This is a genomic window from Micromonospora sp. CA-240977 (genome assembly GCF_050942285.1).
Classification (GTDB): domain Bacteria; phylum Actinomycetota; class Actinomycetes; order Mycobacteriales; family Micromonosporaceae; genus Micromonospora.
The window spans coordinates 3,096,695-3,115,457 of the sequence record NZ_CP192055.1 but is presented as its reverse complement, the minus strand read 5'-3'; the positions used below and the strand labels follow the sequence as shown (position 1 = coordinate 3,115,457).

Below are 18,763 nucleotides of genomic sequence, written 5' to 3'. Positions count from 1 at the left end.
AGATCAGATAAGGACCGAACCGTCAATGAGCGAATACCGATTGGATGAGGCCACGAACAGGTCGGATTAGCAACGCATTGAGATTCCCGTCTCTGCCGACAGAGTTTCTGGCCGACGAGCAGAAAGCGTTCTATGCTCGCCCGGGATTAGGCCCCGGCTCGTCCGAGGCCCGGGGGACCACCAGCACAGGGATTGCGAATGCGCCAGGATTCTGCTCGGCACGACGGCACTGCTGGCGTCAGCGAAGGAACACCCGACGGGGAACACCCGACCGTTGTCGCGGAGGACGTCGCCCGTCGGTCCGCGGTCGCCGAGGAACAGGCGTTTCTCGACCTGGCCACGGCCCGCCGCGACAGGTTGGCCGACCACCTCCGGGCGGAGCTTTCGTCCGAGGCCCTGGACCCGGTGGAACAGGCTCGGCAACGCATGCTCCGACAGCAGCACGAGGAGCTACGGCGAGCACGGGACGGGCTGGTCTTCGGCCGCCTCGACGGACTCGACGGCACGGTGCGACACGTCGGCCGCATCGGTCTCCGCGACGAGGGCGAGGACAGTGAGCCGCTGCTTGTGGACTGGCGTGCTGCCGCGGCCCGGCCGTTCTACACCGCGACGGCTGTCGACCCGCAGGGCCAGGCCCGGCGCCGGCACATCCGCACCACCGGATCGACAGTCGTCGGCGTCGACGACGAGCCACTGGACGGGACCCTCTCGGCGGAACTCGTCGGTGAGGGCGCTCTCCTGGCCGCCCTCGACAAGCGGCGTACCGGTCGCATGTCGACGGCCATCGCCACCCTGCAACGCGAACAGGACGACATCATCCGGGCCGAGGCGACCGGCCCGCTGATCGTTCAGGGCGGCCCCGGCACCGGCAAGACCGTTGTCGCTCTGCACCGCGTCGCCTACCTGCTGTTCGCCCGCCGGACGATGGCCGACCAGGCGGTCCTGGTCCTCGGGCCCTCGCCACGGTTCCTCACGTACATCGCCCAGGTGCTGCCCGCGCTCGGTGAGACCGCCGTCGTCTCGGCGACCTGCGACACCCTGCTGCCGGGGATCCGGGTGGGCCGCGACGAGAGCCGGCAGCTCGCCGAGATCAAGGGCCGGGCGCTCTGGCAACCCGCGTTGGAAAGCTACGTCACGTCGCTGCTCCCCCGGCCCCGTGAGCTGAAGCTGCGCTGGGAGGGCGAGTTCTACGTCATCGCCGCCGCGACGGTGGCACAGGCGCTCGCCTCGGCGGTGCAGGGACGGCCGTACCACCGCGCCCGCGCGGTCTTCGCCGAGCAGCTGCACCACCTCCTCGCCGACGCTGTCGTCGAGCAGCGCGAGACGCTGATGAACGAGATGGAGGAGGGCTTCGAGGACATCCTGGCCCGCGTCGACAGGGACCTGACGCGCGAGCACCACCCCGGCAGGGCGTCCACCGGCAGTGACGTCGACGGCCTGCTCTCCGAGGAGGAGGTGGACCATCTTCGTTCCCGGATCGCCGCGAGCGCCAGCATCGCCCGGTTCGTCGAGGCCTGGTGGCCCACCCTCGACGCCGAAACCCTGCTGGGTGCCCTGCTGACCGACCGCACCCTGCTGGCCCGGTTCGCCCCAGGGCTGTCCCCGGCGGAGATCACCGCCGTCTCGGCCGAGCCCGCGCCGTGGGCATCGAGCGACATCGCCCTGCTCGACGCCCTCGCGGACCTGCTGGGCGAGGTCGACGCTCCGCAACCACAGGGCGAGTTCGTCGCCGACCGCGCTCGCCGGCAGCGCGGCTGGGTGTACGGCCACGTCGTCATCGACGAGGCGCAGGAGCTGTCCGAAATGCAGTGGCAGATGGTCGTCCGACGCTGTCCCAGTCGCTCCATCACCGCGGTCGGCGACATCGACCAGGCGGAGGCGGCGCACCGGCACAGCAGCTGGGCAGAAGCCGTGCGGGCAGTTTTCGGAGACCGTTGGACCGCCGCGGAGCTGACCATCTGCTACCGGACCCCGCGGGAGGTCATGGATCTCACCGAGCCGGTCCTGCGCAGAGCTGGCAGCCACAACGCGCCGCCACGGGCGGTGCGCTCCTCCGGCATCGCGCCCTGGGAGCTCACCGCCACACCCGCCGAGCTTGCCGACGCCGCCACCGGGGCGGTGCGACAGCTTCGGCAACGGTGGCGGGGCGGCACGGTCGGCGTCATCGCCCCCGCCGACCGCGTCGGCGAACTCCTGGCCGTGCTGAGCGACGTGCCGGTGCTCACCGCGGCCCAGGCCAAGGGTCTGGAATGGGACGCGACGCTTGTCGTCGACCCGCACGGCATCACCGCCGAACCGCGCGGTTGGAACGGCCTCTACGTCGCGCTCACCCGATGCACCCAGGAACTCGGACAGGTGCTCCTCACGCCACCGGAGTAGCTGACGGACAGCCCGGCGAGCGGCACGCGCCGCCACCTCGTCTCAGCGGCGTGGTCGCACCAGGCCCGCGTCGAACGCCACGATCACCAGCTGCGCCCGGTCTCGCACGGCCAGCTTCGCCATCAGGTGCGTGATGTGCGTCTTCACCGTCTTCACCGAGATCACCAGGGCGGTGGCGATCTCGTCGTTCGACAGGCCGCCGCCGATCAGTGTCAGCACCTCCACCTCACGCCCGGTCAGCCGCCGCAGTGCCGGAGTCGGCCGGTCCGGTCGGGGCGCCGTGACGTAGTGCGCGACGAGCCGGGTGAGGATCGACGGCGCGAACAGCGACTCGCCCCGGTGGGTACGACGGATCGCCTCGATCAGCTCGTCGGGGCGGGCGTCCTTGAGCAGGAAACCCGACGCTCCCGCGTGCAACGCCTCGTAGACGTACTCGTCCAACTCGAACATGCTCAGGACCAGGACGCGGGCGGTGGACAGGGCGGGGTCGGCGCAGATGCGTCGGGTGGCCTTGAGGCCGTCCAGGTGCGGCATCCGGACGTCCATCAGGATGACGTCGGGGCGGGTGGCACGGGCGCACGCCACGGCCCGCGCGCCGTCACCGGCCTCGCCGACGACGGACAGGTCCGGCTCGTTGTTGATGATCATGGCGAGGCTGTGTCGGAGCAGCGCCTGGTCGTCCACGAGCAGCACCCGGATGTCGCTCACGCCACGTCGTCCCGGATCCGCGCGGTGAGGCGGAAGCCCGCGTCGACACGCTCCGCCGACAGGGTGCCGCCGAGACTGCCGACCCGTTCCCGCAACCCGGCCAGCCCGTGTCCGGCGCCCGGAGACGCCCGCCATCCGTCGACCGACGGGCCGGTGTCCGCCACCGTGACCACCACGTAGGTCCCGTCCCGGTACACCCGTACCCGCACGTCCGTCGGTCCCGCGTGCCGCGCGGCGTTGCTGAGCGCCTCCCGCACGGTCTGGCAGACGGCGACCTGGACGCCCTGCGACACCGGGCCGAGCGGCTCGACCGTCAGCCGTGCCCGGATCCCGGCCAGCGACGCCCCGTGCACGATGCCGGGCAGGTCGTCGAGGTTGTCGACCGGCGCGCGGCGACCGGCGGCGGACGGCTCACGCAGGACGGTGAGCATGCGGCGTAGCTCGGCTGTCGCGTGCCGGCTCGCGTCCTCGATGTCGGTGAGCGCCACCTGCACCTCTGCCGGTTTGGGCAGGTGCCGGGTGGCCGCCGCGCGGACCGTGATCAGACCCAGACCGTGCGAGACGATGTCGTGCAGGTCGCGGGCGATCCGCAACCGCTCGGCGAGCACCGCCTCGGAGGCGGCCCAGGCGGTCAGCCGCGACTCGTAGGCGGTGCGGTCGGCGCGGGACCGCCGCACCGCCCACACCGCGGCCGCGACGGCGCCGCCGACAATCAGCGGCGGCAGGACGACAGCGAGCGGGCCCTGCGTGCCGACCGTGCACATGGACATCACCAGCACGCTGACCACCACGGCGACCACCGGCACGGTCCTGGACCGCCCGGAGGGGCGCGGGTGGACGTTCACCATCCCGACTGTAGTTCTCAGACCAGGGTCTGACGGTCCGTGGACCGACCCGGCCGGCGGGATCCGAGAACGGTCCGATGTGCGCGGGCCGGGTCGCCGGTTGACTCGACGCATGATCACGATCGATCGCGTCAGCAAGACCAAGAGCAGGACGCGGATCCTGTACGACGTCACCTTCGAGGCCCACCCCGGCCGGGTCACCGGCTTCCTCGGGCCGAACGGGGCCGGCAAGACGTCGACGCTACGGATCCTGCTGGGCCTGGACAGCCCGCAGAGCGGCACCGCGCTGATCTGCGGACGCCCGTACCGGAAACTGGACCGCCCGCTGACGACGGTCGGTGCCCTCCTCGACGGCAGCGGTGCGCACCGGGCCCGCACGGCCCGCGCCCACCTGCGCTGGGTGGCCGCCAGCAACGGCCTGCCGGACTCCCGTGCCGACGAGGTCCTCGACGTCGTGGGCCTGACCGGCGACGCCCGCAAGCGGGCCGGCCGCTTCTCCCTCGGCATGAGCCGCCGACTCGGGCTCGCCACCGCGCTGCTCGGTGACCCGGAGGTGCTGGTCCTCGATGAGCCGGTCAACGGGCTCGACCCGGCCGGGATCCGCTGGATGCGCGGATTCCTGCGCGACAGCGCGGCACAGGGCCGCACGGTGCTGCTCTCCAGCCACCTGATGGGCGAACTGGCGGAGACCGTCGACGACGTCGTCGTGATCGACAAGGGCCGGGTCGTGACCCACGGCAGGCTCGCCGACGTCACCGGCGGTCACCGCACGCTGGAGGACGCCTTCTTCGCGCTCACGTCCACCGAGGCGGCTGGCCCGTGGTGAACCTGGTCCGCGCCGAACTCCGCAAGCTGCTCGGCCTGCCCACCGCCTGGGTCGGTCTGGTGCTGGGCACGCTCATCGCACCGGCGATCGTCCTGCTGAACGCGCCGTACACCCGCCGCGCGATCGCCGCCGGCACCCTCACCGACCCGTCCGACCTGGGCCTGCGCGACCTGGGTGTCGGCCTGATCGGTCCGATGGTCCTCGGCGTCATCGTGGTGAGCAGCGAATACACGTCCACCGGTCAGGACGCCCCCGGCGCCCGCCAGCTCACCGCCACGCTCGCCGCGGTTCCCCACCGGCTGCGGCTGCTCCTGGCGAAGACCTCCGCGCTGGTGCTTGTCGTCGCGGCACAGGCAGCGGTCACCACCGCCGCCACCCTGACCCTCACCCACGTGCTGCACGGCGAACACGCGCCGGTACCCGCCCCAGGGCGGGTCGCCGCCGCGATCCTCTACTGGACGCTGACCGCGCTCCTCGCGTACGCGATCACGCTGATCACCCGCAACGGCATCGTGCCGCTGACACTGCTGATCATCAACAGCTCCGTGGTGTCCGTGTCGTACCTGCTGACGAAGGTCACCGACCTCGCCTCCTACCTGCCGGACATCGTCGGAGCGCAGATGTTCATCAGCGGTTCGGACTTCCCCGTCGAGGTCCCTCCGGTGACCGCCGGCCTGGTCATGACGGCCTGGATCGTCGCGCTACTCGCTGTCGGCGCCGTCCTGTTCCAGCGGCGTGACGCGTGAGCGCCGCCCGCGCCGAACTGCGCAAACTGCTGACCCTGCCGTCGTTGCCCCGGACCGCGCTGCTGACCTGGGCCGCCACCGCCCTGCTGACGTACGCGTACGCGGCGGCCGGTGAGCCGCTCGGCGACGACGCCGGTCTGGCCCCGCTCGGCTACACGCAGGCCGGTTTCCTGGTGCTCGGCGTGCTGGCGGCCACCTCCGAGTACCAGGAGGGCGACCAGATCCGGACCACGCTGCTCGCGATGCCCCGCCGGCTGCCCCTACAGGCGGCGAAAGCCCTCGCGTTGGCCACGCTGACGCTCCCGGTGGCCGCCGCGACGGCGGCCACCAGCACCCTCCCGGCCGACGCGCCGGCCTGGACGCCCGCAGCGACCGCCTACCTGACGCTCACCACCCTGCTGGCGGCGGCGGTCGCCAGCCTCGTCCGCCGCGCCGTGCCCGCCGCGATTCTGCTGCTCGGCCTGTACTTCGTCGCCGGCCCGCTGCTGCGGGCCCGGTCCAGCGCCAGCGCCGCCTACCTGCCGGACACCGCCGCCCTCGACCCGTCCCACGGCGCCGCCGCCACGCTCACGTGGACGTTCGCCGCCCTGGCACTGGCCGCGCTGACATTCCGTCGCCGCGACGCGTGAGGCTGGCGTCCCCGACGCCGTTTGTGGGGCGCGCCGGAGGTGCGGTTTTCGTAGACTTCGCCGGTGCAGACGATCTCCAGGCAGCCGGCTCCCCTGTCGACGGACGCCGTCGCCGTGCGGGAGGCCATCGCGCGGTCCCGCACCGGTCTTGTCGACCGGGAGGTGGTCGCCGAGGTGGTGGCGCTGAGCGCCGTGGCCGGCGAGCATGTGCTCGTCATCGGCGCGCCCGGCACGGCCAAGTCGGAGGCCGTACGGCGAACGGCCGACCAGCTCGGCGGCCGGTACTTCGAGTACCTGCTCGGACGGTTCACCGAGCCGAGCGAGATCTTCGGCCCGGTCGACCTGCGCCGGCTGCGCGAGGGGTCGGTGGAGTTCGAGACGGCCGGCATGCTGCCCGAGGCGGAGGTGGCGTTCCTCGACGAGGTCTTCCTCGGCTCGACGGCGGTCCTCAACACCCTGCTGGGAATCCTGAACGAGCGGGTGTTCCGGCGAGGCTCGACCCTGCTGTCGTGCCCGCTGCGGGTCTGCGTGGGCGCCGCCAACAGCCTGCCCGACGATCCGGCTCTCGCCGCGTTCGCGGACCGGTTCCTGGCCCGCGTCTTCGTCACTCCGGTCCCGGACGCGCGACTGGACGAGCTGCTGGAGGTGGGCTGGCGGGCGGGGTCCCGGCCGTCCGACGCGACCGGATCGCTGCTGCCGGCGGTGGATCGGCTGTCCCAGGCGGCCGAGGGATGTGACCTCCAGGGCGTGCGCGGTCCGCTGGCCGCCGCGATCCGTCAGCTGCGTCAGGCGGGCGTACCGCTCAGTGACCGCCGGGTGGTGCGGTCGCAACGCCTGGTGGCGGCCGCGGCGGTCATGGACGGCCGCACCGCGGCGACCGCCGACGACCTCTGGGTGCTTCCGCTTATCGCGCCGACCCTCGACGCCCAGGCGTCGGCCCGGGAGGTGCTGTCCGACCTGCTGGCGCAGGGACGAAACGGCAGTCTGGTGTACGCGGCGGAGGAGTTCGCCCGGGGCCGGCAGGCCCGCGCGGCCCGGCTTGTCGATTCCGGCCGTCGCCTGCTCGACGAGGTGGGCCTCGGGTCGCTGACGCACGACGACCGACTGCGCCTCGAAGCGACGCTGCGGGAGATCGACGCGGGGTTCGTCCTGGCCGATGCCCCGCCGTCGTTGCGGGACATGCGCGGCCTCCTGGTCGCCGCGATCCAGCGGTGAGCGCGGCACCGCTGTCCCTGCGGTGGCGGCGACGCGACGTCCCGCTTCCCGCTGCCGCCGTCGTCGCGGCCGACGCGGTGGTGCCCGGGTTGCGCGCGGACACGCTGCTGCGGGTGACCGCCGGGGCTCACCTGCGCGCCTGCGCGGGCCGGGAGCAGGGCTGGTTGATCGTGCTCGGCGACCGGGCGGATCTGCCGTGGGCCGACGGAGCCGTCTACCTGGGGTGGGACGGTGGGGTGCTGGTCCCGACGCTCTCCCAGCCGTGGCCGTGCGCCGACCTGCTGCGCGAGCCGCTGCGCCACCTCACCGACGAGCCGGCTGGACTGATCGCGCTGTTGCCCGGGCTGGTCCTGACCGGCCCGCTGCCGCAGGAGCCGCTCGACCCCCGATGGCTGGCGCCCGCATGACCGACCACCGGACCCTCCCGCCGGCGCTGGCGCCGTGGGTGTCGGCACTGTCGACTCTGGCGAGTGACGTCGCGCTCGCCATGGGTCCGCTGGTCCGACGCGTCGACGAGTTGTTCTCCGGGGCGGAGGACGCCGGTACGGACGACGGCGAACCGGACGGCTACGACGGGCTGGCACCGCGCGGCACCATCGAGCGGCTGCTCCCGTCGCAGTTGCAGTTGTGGCAGGAGCTACCTGACGAGTTCGTCCGCCGCGCCGCCGACGGGGAACTGCTGTACCTGGCGGCGGCCACCCGATCCCCGGCGGTGCGCGGACGGGTGGCCGTCCTCGTCGACACCGGCCCGGGGCAACTGGGCGCCGCCCGGCTGGTCCAGCTCGCCGCGCTCGTCGTGCTGCATCGCCGGGCGACCAGCCAGGGCCGGTCGTTGGTGGTGGGGGTGCTCGGTGAACGACCGGGTAGCTGGCGGGACGGTGACCTGGGTAGACAGCTCGCCGGTTGGCTTGTCGCCCGCCGAGCCACCGAACCGGGCCCGTCGACGGTTCGGGAGTGGACCGAGCAGTTGGACGCCGCCGACCAGGCCTGGGTGCTGACCGGGCCACACCTGGCCGACGACCTGCCCGACCGGCACCGGGTGCTGGTGAGTCACGAGCAGGAGTGGGGTGTCGACGGGGCGAGCGTCGTACGGGCCGTCGTCGGCGGTCGGCACCTCGACCTCCCGCTGCCGCCCGCCGACGTCGCGCTGCGGGTCCTGCGCGGCACCGCGTTCCGGGCGACCCCCGTCGGCACCGGCGTGGGGCCGTTGCGGACACCGCTGTTCCCGAGCACCGTGCCGTACCTGATCGCCCGCGGCGACGGACCGGCCGAGGTCGTCTCGGTCCGGGTACCGACCGGGCGCCCGCGACGACACCAGCTGCCCGGTCCGGCCCTGGCCGCGACCTGGTTGGGCCGCCGGCTCGTGATCCTGAGCTGTGTCGACGAGACGTTGCGGCCGGTCGTGATCGGTAAGCCGCTGGGCCAGACGCACGAGCTCGCGGTGCCGCTGGCCGCCGTCGGCCTCTCGGTCTCCGCCGTCGAGGCGGCGGCGGGGCCCCTGTCGCCACTCTATTTCCAGGGTGGCGACCTGCTGTGCGAGTTCGCCGGCGACTGGTGGAACCTGTCCAACGCTCGCCCGCTGTCCTCCTACCTGACGGTCGCCCCCGGTCGGCAGCCGGACCACCCGCGCCTGGCCCGCCGGGGCGGCACCCACATCTGGGGCACCGGCCTGCCCGACGAGGTGCGGATCCCCGCCACCGCCCGAGTGGTCCTCGGTGCCGGGACGATGACGGCCTGGTCGGTGGGCGACACCACCTGGCGCATCCAGACCGCGTCCGGTCTGGTCGGCGACGTGACGATCGAGCAGGGTACGACGATCATCGGCCTTGTCGACATCGACGGCCCACACCTGGTGACGGTGTCGAGCAGCGGACTGATCGTCCGCCTGGTCTCGCCGACCCACACCCGGACACTCACCCGCTGGTCGGGCGGAGTCGGCGCTCCGGCCCTGCATCCGAGTCAGCCGTGGCTGGCCGTGCCCCGGCCGGTCGGGCTGATCGAGATCGCCGACCTCGCCACGAACCAGGTCCTGCGCACGGTCCGGAGCAGCGGATGAGCGCGTTCCGGGGCCAACTCCCGGCCCGCGCCCTGCTGATCGACGTACCGGTGATCGGGGAGGTCGAGGCGCGCCGGCGGGTCGTCGAGACCTGGCAGCCCGGTGCCGCGCTGTTCGACCTGCCGACCGGGGCGTGGCTGCTGGAGTTCGACAAGGCGGTCCCGGTCCGCGCGGAGCTGGCTCCCGGTCTCGTTCTCGTCGACAGCGGCGGCGTCCTGCACCCGCACGGCACACCGGTCGCGGATGCCCGGGACGGGGACGTGCTGTTCCCGCACGCGGGCACGACAACCCGGGTCAGCCGGGCGGTCCTGCCCCTCGTCGACCGGAGTTCGTGGGTCGACCTGAGCGCCCTGCGGATCGAGCCGCTCGCGGCACTGGACCGCGCGGTCGTCGCGGCGGCGACACCAGTGCCCTGGCAGCCACCCCCGCCGGCACCCGATCTGCGCGCGGTGGCTGGCGTCGCCCCGCCACCACGGCGGACCCGGCGGCTGCTGTCCGCGCCCACCCGATCGCGCCGGCTGCCCGACACCGCCGTCGCGAAGATCGTCGCGATCGGCGCGGCCCTCGTCGCGTACGGCCTCGCCGCGCTCGTCGCCGCGCCACACCCGACGGTGGTCCTCGCCCTCGGCGCGGCCCTGTTCTGGGTGGTCAACTCGATGATCACCCGGGGCAGCGCGGCCGCGGCGAGTGGTGGCGGGCAGTCCGGTCGCGGTACGTCGTCGGGTGGCTGGTGGGACGCGCTACTCGCCCGGCTCGTGCTGGCCAGCCGCGCCGCCCGGCTGGCCCGCAACGCGCAGCACCGCTACGTCCGGCGGCTCAGTGCCGCCTTCGAGCGCCGGGACTGGGACAGGGCACTGCGGGACGCGATCGGGGTGAGTGGCCCCGGTGGACGCCCGACCCTCCGGCTCCCCCGGCCACGCACCGGCGACCTGGTGCCGCACCCGCATCTCCAGGGCGGAGCAGCGGTCCCGTTCGACGTCGGAACCCAGCAGCACCTCCGGACGCTCTACCGGCAGGCGGCCACCGAGCTGGACCGTACCGGCCGGGTGGCGGAATCCGCGTTCGTCCTCGCCGATCTGCTGAACCTGCCGGCCGAGGCGGTCGCGCTGCTGGAGCGGCACCGCAGGTACCGGCTCGCCGCGACGCTCGCCGAGGGCCGGGACCTCGATCCGGACCTGGCGGTGCGGCTGTGGTGGCGGGCCGGCGACCACGACCGGGCGCTGAGCGTGGCGCGCACCCGGGGCGCGTTCGCCGCCGCCGTCGAGCGCCTTGCCCGCGTCGACGTCGCGGCGGCCTGTCAGTTGCGCGCCGAGTGGGTACGCGCACGGCAGGCAGCCGACGATCATCTCGGCGCCGTGGAGGCGGCCTGGCCCGACGACGCGCTGCGCCCGCTCGTGGTGACGAACATCCAGGCCGGGATGGCGCTCAGCGGCCACACCGCTGGGTACCTCTTCGCGCACCTGGTCACCTGGCGTCCGACCACCACCAGCGTGACCACCGCGGTCGCGCTGCTCGACGGCCGCGACCAGGAGTTGACGCCGGCCCAGCGCGGCTTCGTGGCCGCGCTTGCCGAGCTGCGCTGCACCGACCGGGCAACGGACCGCCGGCTGTGTACCGCCGCGCTGCGTCTCCTGGTGCGCGACGCGGTAGGTGATCCCAGCGGAGACGCCGGCGAGCGCAGGCGGGTCGCCAACCGGCTGCGGGACCGGGCCGACCGGCTCGCCGCCGCCGACCTGCCACCGTTGCCCGCGAGCAGGGTGCCCGGCCCGGACATGCGGGTCGACATCACGGCGCCCGGCGAGCCCGGACAACTGCCGATCCACGACGCGGTCCTGCTCTCCGGCCGCACCCTTTTGACCGCGCACGGCGACTTCGGGGTACGCCTGCTCGGCCTGGACGGCCGGACCCGGGTCAGCTGGGACGTGCCCGCACACCAGCTTGTCGTCGCCGATCACGGCGCCAACGTCCTGCTCGTCGCGCGACGCGGCTCCTCCTGCGACGTCCGGGCCCTGGACCTGAGCACCCGCCGGCTGCGGCCATCCGTGGCCGTCACGGCGCGCCACGTGCTATCCAGCTACGACGGCGCGTTGCTCACCGTTGTCGACGACGACAGCATCGCGTTCGTCGACCTGACCGTCGACGTCCCCCGCGTCACGTGGCGCGAACTGGACCCGAGCATCGCGGTGCTCGACATCGCCCGGAGCCCGACCAGCCTCGCCGCGCTGGTCCGGATCACCGGTCGACCGGGCTTCGATGCGGCTCACACCGAGGTGTGGCGCTGGGACCTGCCCGCACTCATGCTGCGGATGCGCCGACCTGTCGACCTCGACGGCCTCGACGGCGTCGCGCTGCTCGCCTCGGCGGCGCTCCTGACCACCAGCCACGACGAGCACACCGACACCTACCAGGTGAAGGGGCACGGTGCGGCGGTCCGGACGGTGGAGGGGAGGCCGACCCTGCTGGCCGGTGGGGGCATGCGCATCGACCGCCCCACCCAGACCACAGTGGAGGTCACCGACGGCAACCTGCGCGTCGTGTTTCCACCCGCCGTCGGCGCGATCGGTATTCGACGCCACGCCGACGCCCTCACCGTATGGGAGGAGAACGGCCGGCTGGTCGTCGTCGACCTCACCCGGCGCCAGGCCGTCGCCCGCCTGCGGACGCGCCTCTAGACGGATTCGTTCCGCTGGGGGGCGGCCCGGACGTGCGCGCGCTCACCCTGCTTACCGACGAGGCTGAGGAACTCCACAGGCCCTGAGCTGGTGGCGCCGAACCAGTGCGGAGTGCGGGTGTCGAACTCGGCAGCCTCGCCCGGCTCGAGGATGAGCTCGTGCTCGCCGAGCACCAGTCGGAGTCGGCCATTGAGGACGAAGGCCCAGTCGTAGCCCTCGTGGGTGCGCAGGTCGGGTTCGGCGTCGTCGCGCCCGGCCGGGAGGACGAACTTGTACGCCTGGATGCCTCCGGGTCGGCGGGTCAGCGGCACGATCGTGGAGCCGTCGCTGGTGGGCAGCGGACGCATGTTGATGCGCGGGTCGCCGGTCGGCGGCGCGTCGACCAGCTCGTCAAGGGTGACGCCGTACGCGCGGGCCAGGGGCAACAACTGCTCGAGGGTCGGGCGTCGGAGGCCGGCCTCGAGCCGGGAGAGGGTGCTTGTCGAGATGCCGGTCTCCGCGGCGAGGTCGGTCAGGGTGATGTCGCGGCGTTGCCGCAGCTGCCTGAGCCGCGGTCCGACGGCGTCGAGGGTGCGGTCCGTTGACTCGTCCATGGCCCCAGTTTGCCATTCGGCAAAAGATTTTGCGGTTCTGCCCCGCTGCTTGTCACTGTTGAGCGGCCGGTTGCCGTCGGGGTAGCCATGATCGGAAGTGGTGGGCGGGGGGCGGCCGTGGCCGCGCTGCTGCCAACAGGGAAGGCGCTCGATGACGCACTCGTTCGACAGGGGCTACTGGAACCGGATCTGGGACGGCGATCGTGCCGCCGCCATGGCCACCAGCCAGCCCAACCCGCACCTGATGCGGGAGGTCAGCGACCTCGCGCCCGGAACGGCCCTCGACGCGGGCTGCGGCGCCGGGGCCGAGGCCATCTGGCTCGCGACCGGCGGCTGGCAGGTCACCGGGGCGGACATCGCCACCGCGGCGCTCGCCCACGCGGCCGAGCGCGCCGCCGCCAGCGGCCTCGCGGATCGGGTGCGGTGGGTCGAGGCGGACCTGTCCACGTGGCAGCCGGACGCCCGGTACGACCTGGTCACCACCCACTACGCGCACCCCGCGATGCCGCAGCTGGACTTCTACGACCGCATCGCGTCCTGGGTCGCCCCCGCGGGCACCCTGCTCATCGTCGGCCACCTCCACGACCAGGACCATGCCTCCACCGCCGGGCATGGGCACGACGAGACCGAGCCGCCCGCCTCGGCCTCGGTCACAGCCGCCGACATCACGGCACGCCTCGACCCGCTCGTCTGGGACCTCAGGACCGCTCGGGAGTCGCACCGGACGCTGACCGGTCACGGCGGCCACCCCGTCTCGATCCGCGACGTGGTCGTCAGAGCCAGCCGCCGTTCCTGACCTGCTCGCCGCCCGGCCGATCGGCTCGTGACGTACCCATCAGCCGGGCCGATCCGAATATCGGGTGGAGGCCGTCCTCGGAGCTACGCCGCAGCGCTCCTGGCGAGGCAGGTCCGCTTGACGCTAGCGTGGACGCCGGAGGTGGGCCATGGGCGCTCCTCAACCCCATCACCCGACATTCCCGGTACGCGGCAACCCCGGGTCCGCGCGGCTACTGGCCGCCGTCGAGGCCGCGGTGACGTACTACCGCGCCCAGCTCGCACAGGCCGACGGCCCGCGTGCCTATCTCGTCCAACGCGGTCTCGGTGTGCTCGTGCGACGGGAGTGGCCGTGGCGGGTCGGGTACGCCCCACCCGACTGGAGTTCGCTGACCGACCACCTGCTTGCCGCCGGCTTCATGGCGGAGGAGTTGATCGGTGCTGGCTTGGCGCGGCGCACCCGGTCGGGCCCGAACCGGCTCATCGACGTCTTCCGCGACCGGATCATGTTCCCGGTGCGCGATCCGGCCGGGCGGGCCGTGGCGTTTCTCGGCCGCTGCCGCCCCGACTCCGTGGCGCACGTGCCGAAGTACATCAACAGCCCTCGGACGGCGATCTACGACAAGGGGCGCCTGCTGTTCGGGATCGCCGAACAGCAGGAGCGCCTCGCCGCACACTGGACACCGGTCCTGGTGGAGGGGCCGGCCGACGTTCTCGCGGTGTGGCTCTCGTACTCCCGGTCGGGTCCCTCGGGGGCGGTGGCCGTCGCGCCCTGCGGCACCGCACTGACCGAGGACCAGGCGGCGACACTGTGGAGTCTGCCCGGCGCCGCGCAGGGCATCGTGGCGGCATTCGACGCGGACCCGGCCGGTCGCGGCGCGGTGGACCGGGCCTGGCACCTGCTCCGGCGGCAACGCCTGTCCGGCCCGTTGTTGGTGGCCGAGTTCGCCGCCGGCGCTGACCCGGCCGACCTGCTCCGCCGCCCGAACGGCAGGGCCCACCTGCGGACCGCCCTGCGGCGGCGAGCCCGGCCCATGCTCGACGCGGTGCTCGACCACCGCCTCACCCGACTCGTCGAGCGGCATCCCCGTCTGCTGGAGGACATCGACGGCAGATGCGCCGCCGTACGCCTCCTGGTGCCGCTGCTGTTTCAGGCCGCGGGTCCGGACGACGCGATCCGGCTCGCCCGACGCATCGTCGCCGCGACCGGGGCCGGCGTCGACACCGTCGCGCTCGCCGCGATCGCACACCTGGAAGACGCGCTACCCGACGCCGCTCTGCCGGCGATCGTGGCAGCGTCGCATCCCGAGGCTACGGGCGGTCAGTAGGGTGCGCAGGTGACATCCCACCCCTCGCCGTGGTCGTCCCGGTCAGGCCAGGGCCGCGACCGCGCGTCGCAGTTGTTGGGCGCCGGCGTCATGGCTGAGCCGTCGGTGCGGGTCGTCGCGGTCGTCGGCGGCCCGTCGATCGTGGTATCGGGCGAGTTGCTCCAGCAGGGACGTCACGGCGAGGCGGGTCTCCGCGTCGTCGCGGACCGGTGGCCCGGTGTCCACCACCACGTCGTCGTGATCCGAGTAGAGCCTCGCCCGGACGTTGAGCAACTCCAGGCCGAAGCGGTCCCAGGCGAAGTCGGTGCCGGCCAGGCTCTTCCACGCCTCGATCGCCAGCTGGATGGCGTCGGCGGCGACGGTGTCATCGAGATCCTGCGCGAGTCGAGCGGTGGTCTCTCGTGCCGCCTCGGGGTAGGTCATGCCGTGCGGTTGGTGCGCCGTCAGCATCAGGTTCGTTCCCCTCGTGATGTGCCGTCCCGGGATGCGGGTGCCGGTGACGTGCGCCCCCCTCCGTCACCGGCGCGCCGCGACAGCAGTGCTGCAGGAGGAGTCCCCCCGTCGTGCTCCTTGCGGAGCTGACCCCTCCCACGGCGCCTCCCCGTTCGGCTGGCGGACCTCGATCTCTTCCGCCACGCAACGGGCGTTGAGCCGATTGGCTGAGCGCTCAACGCACGTTGCTCCAAACAGAAGCGAGCATACGCTCACGTTGCGTGCATGTGTCAACATCTGTTTCGTTGCGGCATCCATCTGCGACACTGACGTTTCGGTGCCTGGAGGGTGAAGAATCATGGCCGACGATCGGCACACAGAGCAGGAGTTGCCGCCTCTCGACACGCTGGCCGCGAGACTCGAATACCTGTTCGACGAGATCCGCCCCACCCGCGATGAGCTCGGCGACTCCGACGAGCCCGGCCGCAAGTACACGAACAGAGAGATCGCTGACAAGATCAACGAAGCGGCGACCGAGACGGGTGTCACGATCAGCGCCGCCTACATCGGAGAGTTGCGCCGCGGTGTGGCAAGTGATCCCCGCACCTCACACGTCCGTGCCCTGGCCGCCGCCTTCGGCGTGAACTCGGGCTACTTCGTCGACGACGCGGCGGCACGGCGGATCCAGGACCAGATCACGCTGCTCAGTGAGCTGCGTCGGATGGACGTCAAGCAGGTGGCGTTGCGCCAGGTGCTCGCCGACAACGGACTCTCCGCGACCGACACCCAGCTCATCGAGCAGATGGTGGTCCGCCTGCGGGCCGTGGCCGAGGGCGCGGGCGCTACCAGCTCCGCGACCGCCGATCGCGGATAATCGTGCACATCCTCCGGTGGGAGTACGTCGACGAGCAGGGGAACGCTGACGTGAGGTTGTACCGATTACGCAAGCGCTGCGAGCGGATCGTCGCCGAGCTCGAGGTGCCGGAGCCGTTCGACATCCAGACGCTCTGCGACGCCCTCGGCGAACGCCGCGGCCGGCCCATCCACCTGGTGCCGATCAAGCTGCCGGCGCAGACGGTGTGTGGGATGTGCGTGCCGACCGGTGACTTCGACGCCATCTTCTTCGAGCAGGACACCTCGCCGCTGCACCAACAGCTGATCATCGGCCACGAGCTGGGTCACCTGCTCGCCGGCCACCAGGCGACCGAGGTACTCGACGCGAACGCGTCCCGACTGTTGCTGCCGGACCTCGACCCGCAGCTGGTCCAGCGCAGCCTCGGCCGCAGCAACTACGCAGCGACCGAGGAACGTGAAGCAGAGATGATCGGCTCGCTGCTCCTGCGGCGGCTGCGTGGCGAGCGCGGCGACGTGGACGACGAACCACTGGACGGCCAGGACGCCGAGCTGTACGGCCGGCTGCGGCACTCACTCGAGCACCCCCACTGGTAACGGAGCGATGGATACCGTCCTGTACAGCGTTTGTGCCGTAGCCGGCTGGATCGCCTTCGCCTACATGGTGCGACTCCAGCGCCGGCACCCGAGCCGGGCCCGCCGTGCCATCTGTATGGGCCTCGGGGCGTTCGCCGCCGGGATCACCGCCGCCATCCCGCCGATCGCGACCGCGATCGACCAGGCGTCCGACCTCCCCAACCTGGCCAAGGTCATCTCTCACGGCTGCGCGCTGACCATCTCGGCGAATGCCGAGATCATGCTCCTGCACTTCGCCCTTCCCCCGGCGAAGGCCGCCGCCCGCGCCCGCGTCTGGGTGTGGGTCACCGCGCTCGCGTTCCTCGTCATGGCCGGTCTTTTCGCCTACACCCTCAGCTACGACGAGCCGGTGCTCCTGACCGTCGAGTACGCGACCGACCCCGTCGTGACCGCCTACCTGCTGATCTTCCTGTTGCTCGGCTTCTTCGCGTACTGCTTCGACATCACCCGGCTGTGCTGGAGCTTCGCGAAGATCTGCGGTCGGCCCTGGCTGCGCCGTGGGCTGCGCATCACCGCGGTCGGCGCCGCCTTCGCGCTGCTCTACAGCGTCAACAAGATCGCGTATCTCGTCGCCTACTGGGCCGGCCACCACCCCACCGGCGAGCGGCAGATCGCCGCGGTCCTGGTGACCATCGGCGCGCTGCTCATCACGATCGGCCTCACCATGCCGGCGTGGGGGCCCACCCTGCGGATCACCCGACGGTGGGAGGACTTCCACTCCTACCGGCGGCTCGAACCGCTCTGGCGGGACCTCATCGCGGCCCTGCCCGAGTTGGAACTCGACAGCGCCCTCCGCCGACCCCTCACGGCGGCGCGCGACGTCGACTACGCGCTGACCCGCCGGGTGGCCGAGATCCGCGACGGCCGCCTGGCGCTGCGCCCGTACAGCGACGTCAGTGTGACGGCGCTGGCCGAGCAGTTCGCCGAGCAGGCCGGACTGACCACCCAGGAGCGGCAGGCAGCCGTCGAGGCCGCACACCTGGCCTGCGCGCTGCGTCGGCACGCGGCCGGTCTCGTGGCCGCCAGCCCGCAGCCCGCCGACGAGTTGCACCGACCGGACGATGGCTACGCTGGCGAGGTGGCGTGGCTGACGCTCGTCACCGACGCCTACGCCCGCTCGCCGGTGGTGGCGCAGACGCTCGCCACCAGCCGGACGCTCACCGCCGCGAGCGCCCCGCATCCCACCGCTGGAGACGCCCGCCGATGAGAGGCCGCTACGCGAACCTGACCCGGACCCGTGCTCTGGACCCGGAGCGCGACTACCTGGCCATCTACCAGACCATGCTGCGGTACGAGTTTCCGTGGGACATGAAACTCGGGCTCAACCTGGCCTTCAACAGGTCCTTCTCCGTTCCCGCCATCGCCGCCGTGCACACGGCCACCGGTGAGCTGACCGAACGCACCCAGAAGCGGATCGACGACACCGGCCTGTTGATGTACGAGATGGTGCTCAACGGGTTCGAGCAGCCGCGGGGTCGGGACGCGTTGCGGCGCGTCAATCAGATCCACCGCCCGTACGACATCAGCAACGACGACTTCCGCTACGTGCTGGGTTGCCTCGTGGTGATCCCGACGCGGTGGCTGCGACAGTACGGTTGGCGCCCGCCCTGCTGCCACGAACGGCAGGCCACGTACCTGTTCTACCGGGAGCTGGGCCGGCGGATGGGCATCACTGACATCCCCGGGTCGTACGACGAGTTCGAGACCTGGTTCGACGCCCACGATGCCGCTCACCTGCAACCCAACGACGACGCGGCGGCCATCGAGCGGGCCACCCGGATGCTGATGCTCAGCCGGATTCCACCGATGCTCGCACCGCTGGGGAACGCGCTGGTCAGCGCCATCTACGACGCGCCGCTGCGGCGCGCCACGGGGGTCGCCGAGCCGGGGTGGCCGGTCCGGGCCGGCCTGCACGCGGCGCTGAAAATGCGCTCGCGGTGGCAGCGGTGGTTCGGCGCGCCCCGGACGACGGCGTTGTTCGCCGACGGGATCACCACAAAGAGCTACCCCGACGGGTACGACATCAGCCGGCTCGGTCCGCGGCACGACCGCGTACCCGAGTAGCGCGGCGG

At 72.4% G+C, this 18,763-nt stretch carries 18 protein-coding genes; 14 read left to right on the top strand and 4 right to left on the bottom strand.

What is annotated here, in order from left to right; genetic code table 11:
* The first annotated feature begins 198 nt into the window (after window positions 1–198).
* Entirely contained in the window at window positions 199–2,379 is a 2,181-nt protein-coding gene (locus ACQPWW_RS14260; protein WP_433132852.1) for a HelD family protein, read from the top strand.
* Between the two features lie 42 nt (window positions 2,380–2,421).
* Here ACQPWW_RS14260 and ACQPWW_RS14255 read toward each other — a convergent pair whose 3' ends face one another.
* Both ACQPWW_RS14255 and ACQPWW_RS14250 read right to left on the bottom strand, forming a co-directional pair.
* Window positions 2,422–3,027 carry a response regulator gene (locus ACQPWW_RS14255; RefSeq protein ID WP_433134347.1) on the bottom strand — a complete coding sequence of 202 codons (606 nt, stop codon included), beginning with the start codon at window positions 3,025–3,027 and terminating at the stop codon, window positions 2,422–2,424.
* A 56-nt stretch (window positions 3,028–3,083) separates the two neighbouring features.
* The gene (locus ACQPWW_RS14250) at window positions 3,084–3,932 is read right to left on the bottom strand and encodes a sensor histidine kinase (protein WP_433132850.1); all 849 of its coding nucleotides are present in this window, start codon (window positions 3,930–3,932) and stop codon (window positions 3,084–3,086) included.
* A 112-nt stretch (window positions 3,933–4,044) separates the two neighbouring features.
* Between ACQPWW_RS14250 and ACQPWW_RS14245 the strand changes: the two genes are divergently transcribed.
* From ACQPWW_RS14245 to ACQPWW_RS14215, 7 genes are all read left to right on the top strand, one after another.
* Window positions 4,045–4,758: an ABC transporter ATP-binding protein gene (locus tag ACQPWW_RS14245; protein WP_433132848.1), complete on the top strand. Its 714-nt coding sequence runs from the start codon at window positions 4,045–4,047 to the stop codon at window positions 4,756–4,758.
* Complete coding sequence (locus ACQPWW_RS14240; protein ID WP_433132846.1) at window positions 4,752–5,504, top strand: hypothetical protein; 753 nt, start codon at window positions 4,752–4,754, stop codon at window positions 5,502–5,504. The genes ACQPWW_RS14245 and ACQPWW_RS14240 overlap by 7 nt, the downstream gene beginning before the upstream one ends.
* Window positions 5,501–6,133, top strand: a complete 633-nt coding sequence (locus ACQPWW_RS14235; RefSeq protein WP_433132844.1) for a hypothetical protein — start codon at window positions 5,501–5,503, stop codon at window positions 6,131–6,133. The genes ACQPWW_RS14240 and ACQPWW_RS14235 overlap by 4 nt, the downstream gene beginning before the upstream one ends.
* A 63-nt stretch (window positions 6,134–6,196) precedes the next feature.
* The gene (locus ACQPWW_RS14230; RefSeq protein WP_433132842.1) at window positions 6,197–7,348 is read left to right on the top strand and encodes an AAA family ATPase; all 1,152 of its coding nucleotides are present in this window, start codon (window positions 6,197–6,199) and stop codon (window positions 7,346–7,348) included.
* On the top strand, window positions 7,345–7,755 hold the full coding sequence (locus ACQPWW_RS14225; protein WP_433132840.1) for a hypothetical protein: 411 nt from the start codon (window positions 7,345–7,347) through the stop codon (window positions 7,753–7,755). Before ACQPWW_RS14230 ends, ACQPWW_RS14225 begins: the two co-directional genes overlap by 4 nt.
* The gene (locus tag ACQPWW_RS14220; protein WP_433132839.1) at window positions 7,752–9,404 is read left to right on the top strand and encodes a hypothetical protein; all 1,653 of its coding nucleotides are present in this window, start codon (window positions 7,752–7,754) and stop codon (window positions 9,402–9,404) included. Before ACQPWW_RS14225 ends, ACQPWW_RS14220 begins: the two co-directional genes overlap by 4 nt.
* On the top strand, window positions 9,401–12,076 hold the full coding sequence (locus tag ACQPWW_RS14215; protein WP_433132837.1) for a bpX6 domain-containing protein: 2,676 nt from the start codon (window positions 9,401–9,403) through the stop codon (window positions 12,074–12,076). The genes ACQPWW_RS14220 and ACQPWW_RS14215 overlap by 4 nt, the downstream gene beginning before the upstream one ends.
* On the opposite strand, the gene ACQPWW_RS14210 is transcribed toward ACQPWW_RS14215, so the two are convergent.
* Window positions 12,073–12,669, bottom strand: a complete 597-nt coding sequence (locus ACQPWW_RS14210) for a helix-turn-helix domain-containing protein (RefSeq protein WP_433132835.1) — start codon at window positions 12,667–12,669, stop codon at window positions 12,073–12,075. The two genes, ACQPWW_RS14215 and ACQPWW_RS14210, sit on opposite strands and share 4 nt — an antisense overlap.
* 151 nt (window positions 12,670–12,820) lie before the next feature.
* Between ACQPWW_RS14210 and ACQPWW_RS14205 the strand changes: the two genes are divergently transcribed.
* Window positions 12,821–13,465, top strand: coding sequence for an SAM-dependent methyltransferase (locus ACQPWW_RS14205; RefSeq protein ID WP_433132833.1), 645 nt, complete (start codon window positions 12,821–12,823; stop codon window positions 13,463–13,465).
* 148 nt (window positions 13,466–13,613) lie between these two features.
* Window positions 13,614–14,771: a toprim domain-containing protein gene (locus tag ACQPWW_RS14200; protein WP_433132831.1), complete on the top strand. Its 1,158-nt coding sequence runs from the start codon at window positions 13,614–13,616 to the stop codon at window positions 14,769–14,771.
* 42 nt (window positions 14,772–14,813) lie between these two features.
* Here ACQPWW_RS14200 and ACQPWW_RS14195 read toward each other — a convergent pair whose 3' ends face one another.
* The gene (locus ACQPWW_RS14195) at window positions 14,814–15,221 is read right to left on the bottom strand and encodes a hypothetical protein (RefSeq protein ID WP_433132829.1); all 408 of its coding nucleotides are present in this window, start codon (window positions 15,219–15,221) and stop codon (window positions 14,814–14,816) included.
* 340 nt (window positions 15,222–15,561) lie between these two features.
* Between ACQPWW_RS14195 and ACQPWW_RS14190 the strand changes: the two genes are divergently transcribed.
* Genes ACQPWW_RS14190 through ACQPWW_RS14175 form a run of 4 tightly spaced genes read left to right on the top strand, consistent with a single transcriptional unit; the run spans window position 15,562 to window position 18,755 of the window.
* Window positions 15,562–16,077: a hypothetical protein gene (locus ACQPWW_RS14190; protein WP_433132827.1), complete on the top strand. Its 516-nt coding sequence runs from the start codon at window positions 15,562–15,564 to the stop codon at window positions 16,075–16,077.
* Window positions 16,078–16,127: 50 nt separating this feature from the next.
* Entirely contained in the window at window positions 16,128–16,652 is a 525-nt protein-coding gene (locus ACQPWW_RS14185; protein WP_433132825.1) for a hypothetical protein, read from the top strand.
* Between the two features lie 7 nt (window positions 16,653–16,659).
* The gene (locus tag ACQPWW_RS14180) at window positions 16,660–17,898 is read left to right on the top strand and encodes an MAB_1171c family putative transporter (RefSeq protein ID WP_433132823.1); all 1,239 of its coding nucleotides are present in this window, start codon (window positions 16,660–16,662) and stop codon (window positions 17,896–17,898) included.
* On the top strand, window positions 17,895–18,755 hold the full coding sequence (locus ACQPWW_RS14175) for an oxygenase MpaB family protein (protein WP_433132821.1): 861 nt from the start codon (window positions 17,895–17,897) through the stop codon (window positions 18,753–18,755). The genes ACQPWW_RS14180 and ACQPWW_RS14175 overlap by 4 nt, the downstream gene beginning before the upstream one ends.
* Window positions 18,756–18,763: the final 8 nt, after the last annotated feature.

Excerpts from the sequence above, each read along its gene's own strand:
- ACQPWW_RS14180 (WP_433132823.1), top strand. The coding sequence starts at position 16,660 with ATGGATACCGTCCTGTACAGCGTTTGTGCCGTAGCCGGCTGGATCGCC.
- ACQPWW_RS14220 (WP_433132839.1), top strand. The coding sequence starts at position 7,752 with ATGACCGACCACCGGACCCTCCCGCCGGCGCTGGCGCCGTGGGTGTCG.
- ACQPWW_RS14245 (WP_433132848.1), top strand. The coding sequence starts at position 4,045 with ATGATCACGATCGATCGCGTCAGCAAGACCAAGAGCAGGACGCGGATC.
- ACQPWW_RS14195 (WP_433132829.1), bottom strand. The coding sequence starts at position 15,221 with ATGCTGACGGCGCACCAACCGCACGGCATGACCTACCCCGAGGCGGCA.
- ACQPWW_RS14210 (WP_433132835.1), bottom strand. The coding sequence starts at position 12,669 with ATGGACGAGTCAACGGACCGCACCCTCGACGCCGTCGGACCGCGGCTC.
- ACQPWW_RS14200 (WP_433132831.1), top strand. The coding sequence starts at position 13,614 with ATGGGCGCTCCTCAACCCCATCACCCGACATTCCCGGTACGCGGCAAC.
- ACQPWW_RS14255 (WP_433134347.1), bottom strand. The coding sequence starts at position 3,027 with ATGATCATCAACAACGAGCCGGACCTGTCCGTCGTCGGCGAGGCCGGT.
- ACQPWW_RS14175 (WP_433132821.1), top strand. The coding sequence starts at position 17,895 with ATGAGAGGCCGCTACGCGAACCTGACCCGGACCCGTGCTCTGGACCCG.
- ACQPWW_RS14190 (WP_433132827.1), top strand. The coding sequence starts at position 15,562 with ATGGCCGACGATCGGCACACAGAGCAGGAGTTGCCGCCTCTCGACACG.
- ACQPWW_RS14260 (WP_433132852.1), top strand. The coding sequence starts at position 199 with ATGCGCCAGGATTCTGCTCGGCACGACGGCACTGCTGGCGTCAGCGAA.
- ACQPWW_RS14205 (WP_433132833.1), top strand. The coding sequence starts at position 12,821 with ATGACGCACTCGTTCGACAGGGGCTACTGGAACCGGATCTGGGACGGC.
- ACQPWW_RS14215 (WP_433132837.1), top strand. The coding sequence starts at position 9,401 with ATGAGCGCGTTCCGGGGCCAACTCCCGGCCCGCGCCCTGCTGATCGAC.